The organism is Bordetella genomosp. 13 (assembly GCF_002119665.1).
In the GTDB taxonomy this organism is placed as follows: domain Bacteria; phylum Pseudomonadota; class Gammaproteobacteria; order Burkholderiales; family Burkholderiaceae_B; genus Bordetella.
The window spans coordinates 1,793,384-1,810,121 of the sequence record NZ_CP021111.1 but is presented as its reverse complement, the minus strand read 5'-3'; the positions used below and the strand labels follow the sequence as shown (position 1 = coordinate 1,810,121).

Annotated in this window: 13 protein-coding genes; 2 read left to right on the top strand and 11 right to left on the bottom strand. The window is 62.8% G+C overall.

The window, feature by feature from the left end; genetic code table 11:
* Positions 1 to 4: 4 nt before the first annotated feature.
* Together aceF and lpdA are read left to right on the top strand one after the other, a co-directional pair.
* Positions 5 to 1,744 (top strand): dihydrolipoyllysine-residue acetyltransferase, encoded by a 1,740-nt coding sequence (aceF, locus tag CAL15_RS08105; protein ID WP_086078116.1) that lies wholly within the window; start codon positions 5 to 7, stop codon positions 1,742 to 1,744.
* Between the two features lie 13 nt (positions 1,745 to 1,757).
* Complete coding sequence (lpdA, locus tag CAL15_RS08100) at positions 1,758 to 3,587, top strand: dihydrolipoyl dehydrogenase (protein ID WP_086078115.1); 1,830 nt, start codon at positions 1,758 to 1,760, stop codon at positions 3,585 to 3,587.
* Positions 3,588 to 3,796: 209 nt separating this feature from the next.
* Here lpdA and CAL15_RS08095 read toward each other — a convergent pair whose 3' ends face one another.
* The 11 genes from CAL15_RS08095 to CAL15_RS08045 all read right to left on the bottom strand — a co-directional run bounded on the left by CAL15_RS08095 (position 3,797) and on the right by CAL15_RS08045 (position 16,546).
* Entirely contained in the window at positions 3,797 to 3,991 is a 195-nt protein-coding gene (locus tag CAL15_RS08095; protein ID WP_086078114.1) for a YjfB family protein, read from the bottom strand.
* Positions 3,992 to 4,169: 178 nt separating this feature from the next.
* The gene (locus CAL15_RS08090; RefSeq protein WP_198299175.1) at positions 4,170 to 4,922 is read right to left on the bottom strand and encodes a class I SAM-dependent methyltransferase; all 753 of its coding nucleotides are present in this window, start codon (positions 4,920 to 4,922) and stop codon (positions 4,170 to 4,172) included.
* Positions 4,923 to 4,936: 14 nt separating this feature from the next.
* Complete coding sequence (locus tag CAL15_RS08085; protein WP_157666626.1) at positions 4,937 to 5,938, bottom strand: hypothetical protein; 1,002 nt, start codon at positions 5,936 to 5,938, stop codon at positions 4,937 to 4,939.
* 113 nt (positions 5,939 to 6,051) lie between these two features.
* Positions 6,052 to 6,729 carry an acetyltransferase gene (locus CAL15_RS08080; protein WP_086078112.1) on the bottom strand — a complete coding sequence of 226 codons (678 nt, stop codon included), beginning with the start codon at positions 6,727 to 6,729 and terminating at the stop codon, positions 6,052 to 6,054.
* Complete coding sequence (locus CAL15_RS08075; RefSeq protein WP_086078111.1) at positions 6,726 to 7,583, bottom strand: class I SAM-dependent methyltransferase; 858 nt, start codon at positions 7,581 to 7,583, stop codon at positions 6,726 to 6,728. Before CAL15_RS08075 ends, CAL15_RS08080 begins: the two co-directional genes overlap by 4 nt.
* Before the next feature lie 7 nt (positions 7,584 to 7,590).
* Positions 7,591 to 8,409, bottom strand: a complete 819-nt coding sequence (locus CAL15_RS08070; protein WP_157666625.1) for a phytanoyl-CoA dioxygenase family protein — start codon at positions 8,407 to 8,409, stop codon at positions 7,591 to 7,593.
* Between the two features lie 10 nt (positions 8,410 to 8,419).
* Positions 8,420 to 9,127 (bottom strand): WbqC family protein, encoded by a 708-nt coding sequence (locus CAL15_RS08065; RefSeq protein WP_086078109.1) that lies wholly within the window; start codon positions 9,125 to 9,127, stop codon positions 8,420 to 8,422.
* Positions 9,128 to 9,140: 13 nt separating this feature from the next.
* Positions 9,141 to 10,040 carry a glucose-1-phosphate thymidylyltransferase RfbA gene (rfbA, locus tag CAL15_RS08060; RefSeq protein ID WP_086078108.1) on the bottom strand — a complete coding sequence of 300 codons (900 nt, stop codon included), beginning with the start codon at positions 10,038 to 10,040 and terminating at the stop codon, positions 9,141 to 9,143.
* 16 nt (positions 10,041 to 10,056) lie between these two features.
* Positions 10,057 to 11,202 carry a dTDP-4-amino-4,6-dideoxygalactose transaminase gene (rffA, locus tag CAL15_RS08055; protein WP_086078107.1) on the bottom strand — a complete coding sequence of 382 codons (1,146 nt, stop codon included), beginning with the start codon at positions 11,200 to 11,202 and terminating at the stop codon, positions 10,057 to 10,059.
* A gap of 55 nt (positions 11,203 to 11,257) precedes the next feature.
* Positions 11,258 to 15,196 (bottom strand): TDP-N-acetylfucosamine:lipid II N-acetylfucosaminyltransferase, encoded by a 3,939-nt coding sequence (locus CAL15_RS08050; protein WP_086078106.1) that lies wholly within the window; start codon positions 15,194 to 15,196, stop codon positions 11,258 to 11,260.
* A 210-nt stretch (positions 15,197 to 15,406) separates the two neighbouring features.
* On the bottom strand, positions 15,407 to 16,546 hold the full coding sequence (locus CAL15_RS08045) for a FliC/FljB family flagellin (protein WP_086078105.1): 1,140 nt from the start codon (positions 16,544 to 16,546) through the stop codon (positions 15,407 to 15,409).
* Between the last annotated feature and the right edge of the window lie 192 nt (positions 16,547 to 16,738).

The following is a 16,738-nucleotide window of genomic DNA, read 5'->3' as shown; positions in this document are numbered from 1 at the left end:
ACAGATGAGCAATCTCGTGGAGATCAAGGTCCCCGACATCGGCGACTTCAAGGAAGTGGAGATCATTGAAGTGCTGGTGTCCGAGGGCGACACGATCAAGGCCGAGCAGAGCCTGATCACCGTCGAGTCGGACAAGGCGTCGATGGAGATCCCGGCCTCGCAGGGCGGCGTGGTGAAGTCAGTGAAAGTGAAGGTGGGCGACAAGGTCGGCGAAGGCAGCGTCATCGTCGAGATCGAAGGCGAGGGCGCCGGCAAGGGCGCCGGCGATTCCCAGGCGTCCGAGGCGCCCAAGGCCGAGGCCTCGAAGCCCGCGGCCGCGCAGTCCGAGCCGCAGAAGTCCGACGAGCAGGCCGCCGCCTCCAAGGCTGCCGCGCCCGCGCAAGAGCAGGCCCCGGCCGGCGGGTCGGGCGGACCCGTCGACATCGCGGTGCCCGACATCGGCGACTTCAAGGAAGTGGAAGTCATCGAGGTGCTGGTGGCCGAGGGCGACACGATCAAGGCCGAGCAAAGCCTGATCACCGTCGAGTCGGACAAGGCCTCGATGGAAATCCCGGCCTCACAGGGCGGGGTGCTCAAGTCCCTGAAGGTCAAGGTGGGCGACAAGGTGTCCAAGGGCACCGTCATCGCCGTGGTCGAAGGCCAGGCTGCCGCGCCGTCCGGAGCGCGTCCGCAGCTGCAGCCCGAAGGCGCCGAGCAGGCGCCCCGCGCCCAGGCGGCGGCTGCCAGCCAGCCGCAATCGAAGTCCGAGGCCCCCAGCCAGGCGTCGTCCGAGCAGGCCGCGCCCGCCATCGCCGTCGAGGACGCCGGCCTGCCCCCGGGCAAGCTGCCGCATGCCTCGCCCTCGGTGCGCAAGTTCGCGCGCGAATTGGGCGTGAACCTCAGCCGCGTGCAGGGCAGCGGACCCAAGAGCCGCATCACCGCCGACGACGTGCGCGCCTACGTGAAGCAGGCGCTGTCGTCTGGCGCCGGCGCCGGCCAGGCTGCCGCGGCCGGTTCGGCCGACGGCGCGGCGCTGGGCCTGCTGCCGTGGCCCAAGGTCGACTTCACCAAGTTCGGCCCCATCGAAGCCAAGCCGCTGTCGCGCATCAAGAAAATCTCGGGCGCCAACCTGCATCGCAACTGGGTCATGATCCCGCACGTCACCAACAATGACGAAGCGGACATCACCGACCTGGAAGCCCTGCGCGTGGCCCTGAACAAAGAGAACGAGAAGTCGGGCATCAAGGTCACCATGCTGGCCTTCCTGATCAAGGCCGTGGTCGCCGCCCTGAAGAAGTTCCCCGAGTTCAATGCCTCGCTGGACGGCGACACGCTGGTGCTGAAGCAGTACTACCACATCGGCTTCGCGGCCGACACGCCCAACGGGCTGGTGGTGCCGGTGGTGCGCGACGCCGACAAGAAGGGCATCCTGCAGCTGGCGCAAGAGACGTCCGAACTGGCCAAGAAGGCGCGCGACGGCAAGGTCTCGCCCGCCGACATGCAGGGCGGCTGCTTCTCGATCTCGTCGCTGGGCGGCATCGGCGGCACGCACTTCACCCCCATTATCAACGCGCCCGAAGTGGCCATCCTGGGCGTGTCGCGCTCGGCGCACAAGCCCGTGTGGGACGGCAAGCAGTTCGTGCCGCGCCTGACGCTGCCGCTGTCGCTGTCGTACGACCACCGCGTCATCGACGGCGCCGCGGCCGCACGCTTCAACGCCTACCTGGGCCAGCTGCTGGCCGACTTCCGCCGCATCGCGCTGTAACCCGGGAGACACCATGAGCAAACTCACGGAAATCAAAGTCCCCGACATCGGCGACTTCAAGGAAGTGGAAGTCATCGAGGTGCTGGTGGCCGAAGGCGACACGATCAAGGCCGAGCAGAGCCTGATCACGGTCGAGTCGGACAAGGCATCGATGGAAATTCCGGCCTCGCAAGGCGGGGTGGTGAAGTCGGTGAAGGTGAAGGTGGGCGACAAGGTCGGCGAGGGCAGCGTCATTGTCGAGGTCGAGGCTTCGGGCGAAGACGCCGGCGATGCCAAGCCTGCCGAGTCGGCGCCCAAGCCGGATGCGAAGGCCGATGCCAAGGCCCAGGCGCCCAACGGCGAGGCCGATAAAAAGGCCGACTCCGCGCCCGCGCAGTCGTCCAGGCCCTCCGCCCCTGCGCCGGCGGCCGCCCGCTACGAGGGCCAGGCCGATCTCGAATGCGACGTGCTGGTGCTGGGCGCGGGCCCCGGCGGCTATTCCGCCGCCTTCCGCGCGGCCGACCTGGGTCTGAAGACGGTGCTGGTCGAGCGCTACGCCACGCTGGGCGGCGTGTGCCTGAACGTAGGCTGCATCCCGTCCAAGGCCCTGCTGCACAACGCCGCCATCATCGACGAGGCGCGTGCGCTGGCGGCCCACGGCATCAGCTTCGGCGAACCCAAGATCGACCTGGACAAGCTGCGTGCCTACAAGGACAGCGTGGTGGGCAAGCTGACCGGCGGCCTGGCCGGCATGGCCAAGGCCCGCAAGGTGACCGTGGTGACGGGCGTGGGCGAGTTCGCCGACCCCTATCACCTGACGGTGAAGGCTGAGGATGGAAAAGCGCAGACCATCCGCTTCAAGAACGCCATCATCGCCGCCGGTAGCCAGTCCGTGAAGCTGCCGTTCCTGCCCCAGGACGACCGCATCGTCGACTCGACCGGCGCGCTGCAGCTGCGCGCCATCCCGAAGAAGATGCTGATCATCGGCGGCGGCATCATCGGCCTGGAAATGGGCACGGTGTACTCCACGCTGGGCGCGCGCCTGGACGTGGTCGAAATGCTCGACGGCCTGATGCAGGGCGCCGACCGCGACCTGGTGAAGGTGTGGCAGAAGATGAACGCCCCGCGCTTCGACAACATCATGTTGAAGACCAAGACGGTGGGCGCCGAAGCGAAGGCTGACGGCATCTACGTCAGCTTCGAAGGCGAGGGCGCGCCGAAAGAGCCGCAGCGCTACGACCTGGTGCTGCAGGCCGTGGGCCGCAGCCCCAACGGCAAGAAGATCGGCGCCGAGCGCGCCGGCATCGCGGTCACCGAGCGCGGCTTCATCGAGGTCGACAGGCAGATGCGCACCAACGTGCCGCATATCTTCGCCATCGGCGACATCGTCGGCCAACCCATGCTGGCCCACAAGGCCGTGCACGAGGGCCACGTGGCCGCCGAGGCGGCAGCCGGCCAGAAGTCCTTCTTCGATGCGCGGGTGATTCCGTCCGTGGCCTACACCGACCCCGAGGTGGCCTGGGTGGGTCTCACCGAGGACGAGGCCAAGAAGCAAGGCATCAAGGTCGAGAAGGGCCTGTTCCCGTGGGCCGCTTCGGGCCGAGCCATCGCCAACGGCCGCGACGAAGGCTTCACCAAGCTGCTGTTCGACGCCGAGACCCACCGCATCGTGGGCGGCGGCATCGTCGGCACGCACGCGGGCGACCTCATCAGCGAAATCGCGCTGGCCATCGAGATGGGCGCCGACATGGTCGATATCGGCAAGACCATCCACCCGCATCCCACGCTGGGAGAATCGGTCGGGATGGCGGCCGAGGTGGCGGAAGGCGTGTGCACGGATCTGCCGCCGGTGCGGAAGAAGTAGACCGACGGACCAGTCTCGTAGGCGCGTCCGATAGCGGCCCTGGTGGCCGCTTTTTCATGGACGCTAGGTCAAAGCGAGACGTACTGGCCGCTTAGGCTCTTTCGATAACTCATGCGGCTCGGCGGCTCGGCGAGACGCGCGAGCAGGGGGCGAGAAGCCAGTCTGCGCCTGGGGATGAGCAGGCGCATTGAAGGAAATGAAGCCGTCGCTCAGGCGTGCGTATCGATGTTGCCGCCCAGCGTGCCGTCAACCGCCAGGGGCGGGACCGAGCCCATGAGCGTGGCCATGGTGTCGGCCTGCGAGGCCAGAACTTTCTTCAGCAGCGCGACTTGGACCTCCTGAGCGGTGTTCACGTCGCGCATCGCGAGGGCCGTATTCACTGCGTTGTTCACATCGACGTCCATTCCTAACTCTCCTGGTGGCTGGCGGAGCCAGCATGTTGGGGTGACGCAATCAGTGCCAGAGGCTTGCGGAGCAAGACCTTGCAACAGAGTGGCGGCCCGCGTAGTGTGGCGTTTGGGGATGACGTTGGCAAGACAGCTGGGCACCGCACCCGGACGCGTCATGGTGCCGTGCCACGAGTCAAAGCCGCGTCAGGCAGAACGAAAAATGCCCGTGGTATTCGAGCGTCACGTATTCGTACTGCCAACCATCCTCGACGCAGAATTGCGTCACCGCCTCGACGACGCCATAGGGCACAGGTGAGATCACGTTGCCGGTGCAGAAGTCATGTCCCGCGATGCGGCCGCCGGGCTTGACCTTGCGGTTGCAGATCTTCAGTTCGTCCAGCGTGGTTTCGTAGGAATGGTTGGTATCGATGTAGACCCAGTCAAAGAAGTTGTCCTTGAATTCCAGCAGCTTGTCCACCGACAACCCCTGGTGGATGCATAGCTGGTCGGCTTGGATCTCTTTGGCGAACTTGTGCCGGATCTGTTGCAGGCCTTGGCGGTAGCGGTCCGAATCCCATGCATCCACCAGGTGCAGTTGCTTGGGCTTGTTGAGGGACAGGATCGAGTCGGTGTAGTCACCGAAGGCGGCGCCGATTTCGGCGCAAACGCCGCCGCTGGGGATGCGAGAAAGCAGCAGTTCGCGGTCCGGCAGCACGCGGCAGTTCTCGGTGTGCTGTATGCCCAGATGCGAAACGGCCATCTGTGCCTTGTAGCCGCGCCGGCGCTCGGTCTGCTGTTGAAGCGCGTTATTGACAATGGCCTCGATCTGCTTCATCGGCACGACATCCTGCGCCGGCACCGGGGCAGGGGAGCGGGTCCCCGCGGCGGAGCTGGGTTGCCTGACCGGCTGCGGCGGCTTGGTGGCGTTGGTGACGGAGATCTTCATGGTCGGTGTCCTTGCTACTGATATCCGAAGTTCGAGGTCAACTTCAACTGGCCGTCGAACAGTTTCTTTGCATTCTCGATCGTCGCGGCAAGCCGGCGGTGCGGCATGATGCGGTAGTCCCGTTCGACTCGGGCGAGCCGCTCGCGGGCGGCGTCTGGCATTCCGGCGGAGAACATGTAATTCACGACGCAGATCTCGGAGTACCCCTTGAATTCCGAAAAGGGGGCCCGCGCCGCGGCCCTTTCGAGCAGTTCGATGGATTCGGCGACCGACAGGTCTTCCAGGAAGTCCCTTTCGAAGAGCTCCGCGGGGAGCGGGCTTTTCAGCCGGAATACCGCGGTCGTGGCAATTGCGCCCAAGTATTCGAAGTGGTCGCTCAGGTACTCTTGCCGAAGCTTGATGTAGGGCAGGGCTTCGTAGAAATAATCCTGGTGGACCACGACGGTTTCGCCCGGCACATATGCCGGCCCGAAAACCTTGAAGGCCGCCCAGTCCACGTAGTGTTCTTTGAGGCAGTCGTAGAAGGCGATCTCGACGTTCTTGCCGGCCGGTACGCGCGCAAGCGCCGCCATATCACCGAAGAAATACTCGATCAGGCCCTCGTGCTGCTTGAGCAGGGCTCTAAGCAGGTCGGAATAATCATCGCCGTCGGAATAGGATTTCCCCATCTTCTGGGATACCGAGACGGGGTTGCTCCAGTGCTTGTCGTAAACCGCGGCGTCCCATCGGGCGAGATCGTAGGCATGGATTGGACGCAGCCTGTTCTTTTTCACCGTCTCCCACGCCGTTGGGTTGGCTTTTATCCCATGTGCCAGGGCATTGGTCGACGCGCCGAGATACAGGCCGGCGTCGACGATAAGACCCTTGCCTTGGTAGTACTGGCTCGCGAGCATGTACAGCAGCTGCTTTTCCTCGGGCGAGGTCATCGCGGGATAGGAAACCACGCTTCCCGGAAACGAGGCGGAGACTTTCTCCCCTAGCAGGCTGCGCAGGATTGCAAGAGAGTTTGTGTTCATGAAAGGAGTCAGATCTGCTGCATTGAGTTGGGGCAGTTCGTATAGGTCGGGATGCCTGCCCGTGAACAGGATGCTCCGGCGGTGCTAAGCACGTGCGAAGCGAATGTCGTTTCTCAAGGGATGACGCATACGCCCAGCGCAGGATCGAGGGTCATCACCGCACGCGCGGGAGATCCCTGATAGTGGCGCAGTGACTCAGCGTCGTGCGTCAACAGCGATCCTGCGGCGATCAATGTGTCATCGCCGATGATCTTGTGTTGCAGGACAATCGAAGAAAAACCCAAGAAATTCCGACTACCTACCGACACTTCGCCACCGACCGTGACGTTGCTCGCGAAGAAATTGTGGTTACCCACGCGGGTATGGTGGCAGAGGGTCGCGTTGGACCACACGACGTTGTTCGCACCGAGCAAAGCTTCGGGCTCGATCACGGCTCCGGGCATGATGAAGTTGTTGGAGCCCATGCGGGCCGTTTCCGCGATGAACGCGGCATTAGAAACGATACTGGGCAGGTCGTAGCCTGCGGACGTCGCCCGGTCGTACGCATGTTGGCGGCCTTTCATGCTGCGGTACCCGACCGCCACGAACATCGACGCGCACTGAGGCGGATACTGCTCGGGCAACTGGTCTTCCCAGCAGAGGACCGGGAGGCCCAGCATGGTGTCAACCGTCTTGAAACGTGCGTCGACGGCGAACGCGGCAACCTGAAGCCGCATTTCCCGCGTGGCATAGTAGTGCGCCAGTTGGGCAAGCGAACCGATGCCGAAAATGATCAGCGGCTTGGACGTCATTTCACGAATACGAAACGCAGGTATTTGAACAGGTGCGACGAGACAGGCATGACCGAGTTCAGGTACTTCTCGACCGTATCGGCGTCCGCTCGGGATTGTTCATGCATGACTTTGGCTTGGCCCAGGAACCACTCGAACTCGACGCGGCAGTCTGAAAAACCGATCTCCCGGGCCGCGCGCAGCACCTCTGCAGAGTCGAACCCCTTGTCTTGTGTCTTGATCGGCTCAGCCTTCTCCAGCATGTCGGCATCGAGACCGAAATTCTGCTGGTAGTACTCACCGTTGTGCATGGCGCCCTGGATTTCCCGGGTAACGATGGGCATCGTGGGCACCAGGCCATTCAAGCGGGTTTCGGCGTCGGCGATGGCCAGGATGAAATCGCGGTTTGGGTTGAGGTCGGAATAGAAGATCCCGCCCGGCTTGAGCACGCGATAGGCTTCCTTGAGGAAAGCTTTGTAATCCCTCAGGTGGTCCATGAAGGAGTAGGCCGTCGCGAAATCAAACGTGTCTCGCGAAAAAGGCGTGTCCTCCGCGAGGCTCTCGTGCAGGAACACGTTGCCGGAGCTGGTGTCGACCTGCTTCATCATGTCCAGGGTGATGTCCACCCCGTGGATTTCCCGAAACAGGTCTCGCATGAGGTGGATGAGGAAACCGGTTCCGCAGCCGAAATCGATGGCCTTGGCGTCCGGCCGGCGTCCGCCCAACAGGCGAAGCAGGATGGTGCGGACTTTTTCCTGGTTCTCGGGGCGGAAGTGCGGGCTTTTGTTGTATTCACCAGAGTTCGCCAGGAAAGCATGCACATAGATGTTGGCCTGGATGGCCTCGTCCTGGCCGGGAAGAAAAGGCTTGGTCATGGCGGGGCTATCCTTGATTCGGTTTGTACAGACGTTGCGCTTCGGGCAGAAAGAACTCTTCCAGGTCGGCCGGCAGGCGGGTGTCGAAGCCGATCAGCCGCCGTGCCTGCGGGTTCAGCTGCGCGGTGATGCTCTCGGGAATGAAGCGCACCCAGTCCATGCGTTGCTTCATGAATGACCTGCACACGTTGATCGTCATGGAATGGTTCCATTGCGCGGTCCGGTTCTCGAAGGTGCGGTGATACATCCGGGCGTTGAAGATAAGGAGCGAACCGGCCTGGCAGGTCAGGTGCACGGCATGCTTTTCGAACACTTCAGGCTCCGGTGGCATGCCGACGTGCTGGGACCCTGGCAGAACCTTCAGCGCGCCGCCGTTTTCCAGCGTGTAGTCGTCCAGTGCCCAGATAATTCCCATGTTGAAGATATACCCCGGATGAAAGCGCGGGCTGTCCACGTGCAGGCGGCTGGCGTAATTGGTGCCGTGGGGCGGGATAGAGGAAGAGGTCGCCGCATACATGATCCAGTGTTCGCCCAGGTGAGGGGCGACCAGTTGTTGCAGCCGTGGATCCTCCAACAAGCGGGCATAGTTGATGTCCCGGTTCAGCAGGTCATGTATCTGATAACGGTCCAGGAAGCTCCTTTCTACGCCTGGAACCGGCTTGAAGTCCTCGATGGCCTGTTGCATGCTGTTCTTCAGCAGGACGACCTCGTCGGGCCCCAGAAAGCCCGGCAGCAGGCTGTAGCCTCGGGTCCGGATGTGGTAGGCATGCTCGGCGACCTCGGTTTCCGGCAGCAGAGGCCTGTCACGCAGATTTATCTGGTTCACGGGGTCTCTCTCATGAAAGATTTGATTCGGGCGATGGGGCGAACTTCATATGGCGCGAGGCGTCCTTGCCGCAATTGAAGAGCAGATCGAGTACCGAAACGCCATGCTCGAACGGGCCCCATAGCTGTGGGTATTCCGGATATCCTGTGTAGTCGAACCACGTCACCGCGATACCGGCTTCCGAGAACAGGCTTTCCTGAAGATAGCCTTTGGCTGCGGGGCCCGAGATGTAGGCTTTCGCCCCGGCCTGCACGCAGAGGTCGACCAGACGTTCGGTCTTGCCTCCTCCCAACGCGTAGTCCCAGGAATTGCGGATGACCGTGGCGATGCCTAGATAGCGGCAGATGATCTCGATCAGCACCCGGTTGATGTCCGAGAGGCGGGTATGCCGCTGTCGTAGATAGATGGGATCGAGCAGGTCGGCGATTTCGCGATAGTGTGCGGCTCGACTGTAGTTGGCGGCTAGGGTCTTCCAGTGCTTTTCCTGCCACTGCGCATTGGGCAACTCCACATCCCGTATGCGGCGGGTGATGCCGGCACCCACCGGGATGCTGATCCACTCTACGCCCTTGGGGGTTTTAATCTTGTTGCGGTTACGCCAGTCATTCTTCGTGAATTGCATGTCGTCGTAGAGGATGAACTCGTCGACAGCGCCGATCAGGTCGAAATACCCTTTCCAGGGGATATAGTTGGATTGCAGTATGGCAACGGTCTTCATGCGGAGGACTCTGTCAGCGAGGCTCGTCGGCCAGGCGTAGCAGGTACTGCGCATAGCCGCCATTGCCGTACTTGCCGGACAGCACACGCAGGTCGGATGCATCTATCCAGCCCTGGCGCCAGGCAATTTCTTCGATGCAGGCGATCTTGAACCCTTGCCGGTTTTCGACCGTGGCGACGAAATTGGCTGCGTCTAGCAAACCTTCCGGCGTTCCCGTGTCCAGCCAGGCGAAGCCCCGGCCCAGTGGCTGAACATGCAGTTGACCCTGTTCCAGATAATGCCGATTCAGGTCGGTGATCTCGATTTCGCCCCGCGCGGAGGGTTTGAGGCGCCGGGCCATCTCCACCACCTGGTTGTCGTAGTAATACAGCCCGGTGACAACGTGGTTTGATTTCGGAACCTGGGGCTTTTCTTCCAAATCAACTGCGCGGCCGTCCTGATTGAATGAGACCACGCCGAACGGCCGGGCGTCACGGACCTGGTAGCTAAACACCGTGGCGCCGGTGGTACGCTGGTTGGCGCGTTCGAGCATGGTGCTCAGGCCCATGCCATAAAAGATGTTGTCGCCCAGGATCATGGTGACGTCGTCTCCGCCGATGAAGTCTGCGCCCACTAGAAAGGCATCTGCCAGGCCGCGGGGGCGGGACTGGCTGGCATAGGAGAGTCGGATACCAAGGGTCTCGCCGCAGCCCAGCAGGTGCTCGAAGCGTGGTAGGTCTTCCGGCGTGGAGATGATCAGGATGTCCCGGATATCGGCCAGCATCAGCACCGACAGCGGGTAATAGATCATGGGTTTGTCGAACACCGGCAGCAGCTGCTTGCTCGTGCTGCGCGTCATGGGGTAGAGCCGCGTGCCGTTGCCGCCGGCGAGGATGATGGCTTTCCGTCTCGACGAGGTAGGATTGGTTTGCATGCTTCTCTCTATGCGGTCACGCCGCCATCGCGTGAGCGCCGGCGAACAAACCGACAATGCTGTCTTGGTCTTGCGGCGTCAGGCCGACCCACAGCGGCAGACGCACTAGTTGTTCCGATACCGCATCGGTGACGGGCAGATCGCCGTGCGCCCGCGCATATCTGCGTCCGCCGGGCGAGGAGTGCAGGGGCACATAATGGGAAACGGCGCAGACTTGGTGGTCTCGCATCGCCGCCAGGATGCGTTGGCGATTCAACGAAGGATCGAGCAGCACGTAGTACATATGGGCATTGTGCTGACAGTGGGCGGGGATGATGGGGCGGCGCAGGATGCCTTCGGCCTCGAACGGCGCCAGGGCTTCGTGGTAGTTGTTCCATAGCGCCAGGCGCTGTTGCGTCAAGCTCTTGGCCTGTTCCATCTGGGCCCACAGGAAGGCGGCAATAATCTCACTCGGCAGGAACGATGAGCCCACTTCCTGCCAGGTGTACTTGTCCACCTCGCCCCTGAGAAAGCGGCTGCGGTCGGTGCCCTTCTCGCGAATGATCTCGGCGCGCAGCGCCAGTTCGGGCCTGTTCACCAGCACCGCGCCGCCTTCGCCGGAGATGATGTTTTTGGTTTCATGGAAGCTCAGGGCTCCCACATCACCTATGGCACCCAGCGGTCGGCCCTTGTACGAAGCCATGATGCCTTGCGCGGCGTCTTCGATCACATACAGGCCGTGGCGGCGAGCAATATCGAGGATGGCGTCCATCTCGCAGGCGACGCCGGCGTAATGAACGGGCACGATGGCCTTCGTGCGATCGGTGATCGCGGCCTCCAACAGGCGTTCGTCCAAGTTGAGTGTGTCCGGCCGGATATCGACGAAGACGGGAACCGCACCCCTCAGAACAAACGCATTGGCGGTCGATACGAAGGTGTAAGACGGCATGATCACTTCGTCGCCTGGCTTGATGTCCAACAGCAGGGCCGCAAGTTCCAGCGCCGCAGTGCACGAGTGCATCAGCAGAGCCTTGGGGCACCCGGTGCTGGCCTCCAGCCAAGCATTGCACCGCTCGGTGAACATTCCGTCGCCGGAAAGTTTCAGCCGGGAGGCGGCCTCGGCAATGTAGGCGAGTTCTTTACCGGTCTGGTGCGGCCGGTTGAACGGCAAGCTTTGGATCATGATCGTGTGGCGGGGCGAAGTGTGCGGTTTGGGAAACGGCGTACCAGCGCCGCGGTTACAGCAGAGCGGCGGCGGAGAACTGTTGCTTCAGCATGTCCTTGAAGGTGCCGGTCCCCTGGAAGTCCAGCACTCCCGCGCGTTGTTGCTCGAGCTGTTCATCCGCGACGACCGGCAAAGCTGCGAGCTTCTTCGTCGCCAGGAAGTCCGCGTAGTCGATCGGATGGGTACCCATCCTGCTGGTTAGAAGTTCCCAGCCGGGATTGAGCATCTGCGTGCCATTCAGCACGATCTCCTTGCGCAGCACGGATTTGCAGCCGAAATAGAGAGCCGCCATCAGGTTGCCGAGCGCCTGCTGCCGATGATGCGCTGTGATGACCATCTCTGAATTCGCCAGCAGTTTGAAGTAGTCCTTCGACGGCATGAACTCTGTCAGCATGCGAACCTGGGATTCGAGCTTCAGATTTGCAATGCCGACGCGTAACTCCTGCTCGTACGCGGGCGAGAGGTTGTACGAGAGCGGCAGCACGATCTCGTAATCGCCGATGTCGGGCTTCGTGGACAGGGCTTCGAGGATCTCCAGGTGCATATTGGCCGGGTCACCGCTGTTGCCGACGAAAATCGTCTTGGATTTGATTCTCGGCTGCTCAATGCTCTGGAATTCGGTCTTGCTCGGGTAGGCGAACTGCAACCTGGGCCGCTCGCCATAGGTTTCGCGAAACAGGCGATAGTCCCCGTCAGTGCCGGTGGCCACGGCGTCGATGTGCTCCACGACATCGAATAGCGGCTTGCCGCCCTTGATGGGGTTGTAGAGGTCACCGCCCCACATGATCCAGATGATTTTCTTCTTGTCGCCGATGGCCCGGATCAACGTCTTCTGCCATTCAAAGAACAGGCCATGGATGAAAACGCCCTCGACATCGGACTGAAGGATGTGCGCGAGCACGGACTGCATGTCTGCCGCGTGGCTGAAATACACCGCGTTCGGATTGTCTCCAAGATCGATGTCGTAGTTGGGAATGCTGCGGGCCTTCTCGACGAGGATCTGATGGGCGAAGTCCTCTGCGAAGGCGCTGTCGGCCATCAGGTCGATGAAGTTCTGCGTATGGACGTTGTTGTAGCAGAGGTGCACGAATCGCTTCTTACCGGTGGCGGAAGGCAACTCGTCGAGCGGCGACTTGGCCGCTTCGGCGTGCGCCTTCACGGTGTCCGGCACCAGCCAGCCGGTGCTGGCAAGGTAGCGGTCGGCTATTCCGCCTTCCGAGTGCCTCAGTGCGGCATACGCCACGTCCGGGGCGCCATAGCTAGTGTGCAGAAGGAATGCCAGCTTCAGTCTCTGATTGGCGGTCAGCGACTTCAAGCGGGCTTCGCTCGGGACGAAGACGGCGTCCATGCCTAGCAGTTGGGAGCCGCGATGCGGTGCGGTGCTGCCGTCCTCGGGGAAGTAACTGCCGTACTCGGGATTGCACAGCTGCAGCAGGTTGAAACCCTGCGCCGCCAGCAGTCTGATCAGGGACGACAGGTCGGGCTGCTTCTCGAACAGCTGCGCCATCAGCACGCGGATATGCACGACCAGCACCTGTTCCAACAGGCGCTGGCCGCCCAGCAGGATCTTCTCGTTGTCGTACGTTTCGTTCAGGATCAGCCAGTCGAGCTTGTCCAGGCCATCGATGTTGTCCAACCGGACCGTGGAGATGGGCAGCCTGGCCAGTACGCTGGCATGCTGCCGCATGAATGACAGTTGCCTGGCCGGGGGCAGGGGCTCCAGGGTCCCGCTGACTTCGGCATTGAGGCAGGCATAGAGGACGCCGGGTTCGCCGTCGCCCAGGGCGATGTGGTTGTGGTACGAGCTGATGTACTTTTCGCGCGTCTTGCCCATGGCCTCCTGGAGCCGGCTGGCAGGGTCCAGGGCGATGACGTTCAGCGTGCCCATCTGGCCGGGGCCTTGAAGCAGCGGGTTTTCGATCAGCGCGCCGCCGTGGTCCAGCGCCACGATCTTGCCCTGGAAGGAGAAGGAGAAACTGTCTTGCGCGTCGGCGTCCGCCAGTGCGGACGCGTCGGGCTGCAACAGTGTCGTCGGGCCATCCTTGTCTTCGAACCAGGGCTGGCCATCCGGCGTGAAGGCCAAGGCGGCCGGCGCGTCGCCCTCGCAGTAGCGCTGCCAGATGGCCCGCAGTGCATTGGCCAGGTTGCTGCCGAATCGAGCGCTGTCGCAGACGGGCGATTCCAGCAGCATCTGCCGCAAGTGGCTGCGTATCGTGGCAAGGCTCTGGAGATCGGAGGCCAGCTCCATGGCGCGTCCGCGGTACTGGTCCCAGTCCTGCACCACCAACTCGGGCATGCCGGCATTGACCAGGTGCGTCGCGGAGTGCCGTCCGGCAAAGGTCGGGCCAGGCAAGGTCACTACCGGTACGCCCATCAGCATGGCTTCGCACGTCGTCAGCCCGCCAGAGTACGGCCAGGGATCGAGCGCGATGTCCACTTCGTTGTAGCGGGCCAGCAACTCGAGGTGGGGCGAACGTCCCTCGATGCGCACGCGCCCGGCCTCGATACCGTGCTTTTCCAGCCCGGACAGGATGCGCTGGCGCAAGGCTTCGGTGCCGTAGGCGGCGCCCTTCAGGAACAGGCGCGACTGCGGCACGTCGTGCATGAGTTGCGCCCATTGAGCCAGCACGACCTCATTGATCTTGGTCGGGTTGTTGAAGCAGCCGAAGGTGATGTAGCCATTTCTCAGCGCGGGCAGCTCGGCAACGGCAGGGGGCGACTGCGGCGGCATGAAGCAGATGTAGTCGTCCGGCAGGCGGATCAGTTTCTCCGTGTACAGATAATCGCTGCCCGGAGGAGACTCGATGCTGTCGGTGATCAGGTAGTCGATGGCCTCGACTCCCGTGGTGTTGATCAGGCCGCCTACCCATTTCACCAGCACGGGGGCGGGCTCCAGCGCCACGGCGCGCATCCTCGAGCCGGCATTGTGGCCGGATAGGTCGATCAGGATGTCTATCTGATCGTCGCGGATCAGTTGAGCGAACTGATCGTCGTTGAGGTGCGATATCGACGTCCACCGGCGTGCCAGCGCCTTGACGCGCTGAGTGATGTGGTCTTCTTTGGCATTGGTGGTGTAGGCGTAGACGTCTACGCCGAGCCGGCACAGGTGTTCCAGTGCCGACGTGGTCATCATGCCTACGGGATGCTGCCGGAACCCATCCGAGAACATTCCGACGCGCAGGACCTTGCCGGGCGAACGATCGGCCGGAGTGGGCCTGGTCGGGCGCGTCTGCGGCACGAACATGGCGCCCCAGTCCTTGCAGACCTGCAGGATGGACTCGACGGTGGCCTGCGGGTTGTAGTGCAGCGCCGTCAGCCAGTTCGACCGGGGCAGCGGGTCGTCGCGCGTCATCGAGGAGGCCCTGGCGTAGCAGGCCTCCGCCTGCTCAAGATCACCGAGATCGCGATGCACGTTGCCCAGGTTGTTCCAGGCGGAGTACTGCTTCGGCTCGATGGCGATCAGTGCTTCGAATGCCTGGCGGGCGTCGTCGTACTCGGCACGGCCCAATTGCACCAAGCCCCGCCACGAGAGCAGCGTGGCGCGATGCTTTCCCTTCGAGGGTATTTGATCCAGGCACTGGATGGCTTCGTCGAGCAGTCCGAGGCGATACAGGATCTCGGCCAGCTTGACCTGGCCCAGTATGTGGGTCGGCTCGATGTCCAGCGCCGTCTGCAGCGCCTCGCGAGCGGCGGCCAGGTCGCCTACCCTGGTTTCCAGATCGGCCAGCACCCGCAGCGCTTCCGGGTCTTGCGGGGCGAGCCGCAAGGCCTGGTCCAGCGCCGAACGGGCTTCATCGAGGCGACCGCTTTCCAGGTGATGCGCGCCCAGGCTTTTCCAGCCCACCGGATCGGCCGGCTGCTGTTCGGTTCTGGACTGCGCCTGCGAGGCCGACAGCCCCATGATGGTGACGGCCTGTGGCGAGGAACGGACGGAGCGGACGGTCTTGGGCATGATGATGCGAATGTTCTTAAGATGCCCGCCAGTAGGGCGATCTTCGGGATGCCTAGGCTACACCTGCCCCTCCACTTTCAATTGCGAGGTATGAATCGGGAAATAGGCCCAATTTTCGAGCGCTGGAATGCAAGAAACCCGCCGAGGCGGGTTTCTTGGGACTGCCGGTCAAGGGGAGGGCGGTAGGTCGCCCCTCCCTTGTGTTGCGAATTAACGCAGCAGCGACAGAACGGTCTGCGGAACCTGGTTGGCCTGGGCCAGAACCGAGGTGCCAGCCTGTTGCAGGATCTGGGCCTTGGTCATGTTCGACACTTCGGTCGCGTAGTCGGCATCTTCGATGCGCGAACGCGAAGCCGACAGGTTGTTCACGATGTTGTTCAGGTTGGAAACGGTCGATTCCAGACGGTTCTGAACGGCACCGAGGTTGCTGCGCAGCGTGTCGACCTGGTTCAGGGCGGTGTCGAGCGAGGTCAGCGGATCGTCGCTGGCGACGCTCAGTTCCTTGGTCGAGTCGTACGTGACGGTGGCGGTGGGGTTGGTCGTGGCAGCAGCCGTGCCCGTGCCGCCCTTGACGGTCACGGTGGCAGCGTAGTACGTGGCAGCAGCGCCGGTGCCGCTTTGGACGTACCAGTTGCCGCGGTCGTCTTGCACCAGATCCAGCGTGCCGGTGGCGCCGCCTTGCGTGGTGCCCGTGCTCACGTCCTTCAGGGTGACGTTGGCGGCGCTGACGGCGGTCGCTTCGCCTTCGCCGTTGGTCGACTTCAGCGTGACGGCGCCAGCCGCGGTGCCGCCAGCGTAGGCTTCGGTCGTGCCTTGCGGGCCGGCGATGCTGAAATCGGCCAGGTTCAGCGTGCTGGAGCTGATTTCCTTCAGGCTGACGGTGATGGTTTCGCCGTCGCGCGAACCGACTTGCAGGGTCATTTCCTGGTCGGACGACAGAACCTTGACGCCGTTGAAGTCGGTCTGTTGGCTGATACGGTCGATGTCGGCGACGCGCTCTTCGATTTCTTCCTGCATCGAAGCCAGGTCGGTCGAGGAGTAGGTGCCGTTGGCGGCCTGCACCGACAGTTCGCGGATGCGCTGCAGGTGGGTCGTGATTTCGGCGGTGGCGCCTTCGGTCGTCTGAGCCAGCGAGATGCCGTCGTTGGCGTTGCGGGCAGCTTGCGACAGGCCGCGGACGCTCGAGGTGAAGCGGTTGGCGATCGCCAGGCCGGCGGCGTCATCCTTGGCGCTGTTGATGCGCAGGCCGGAGGACAGACGCTCGATGGCGGTGCCGAGCGACGACTGGGACTTGTTCAGGTTGTTTTGAGCAACCAGCGACAGGTAATTGGTGTTGATAACAGCAGCCATGAATAGCTCCCAAGAGAGAAAGGCTTCTTCAAACCGGGCAGCTGAGGCCGCCCTGCGTTGCGGGCCGCATCTCGACCCGCTGCCTGGGTTACGGCCTGTCGATCGCAACCTTTAGGGGATCAGGTCGCTGGATTGCGAGTTTTTTTCGCGGACCCGCGTTGAAGCGGTGTGGGATCGGTGGCGGCCGGCGCG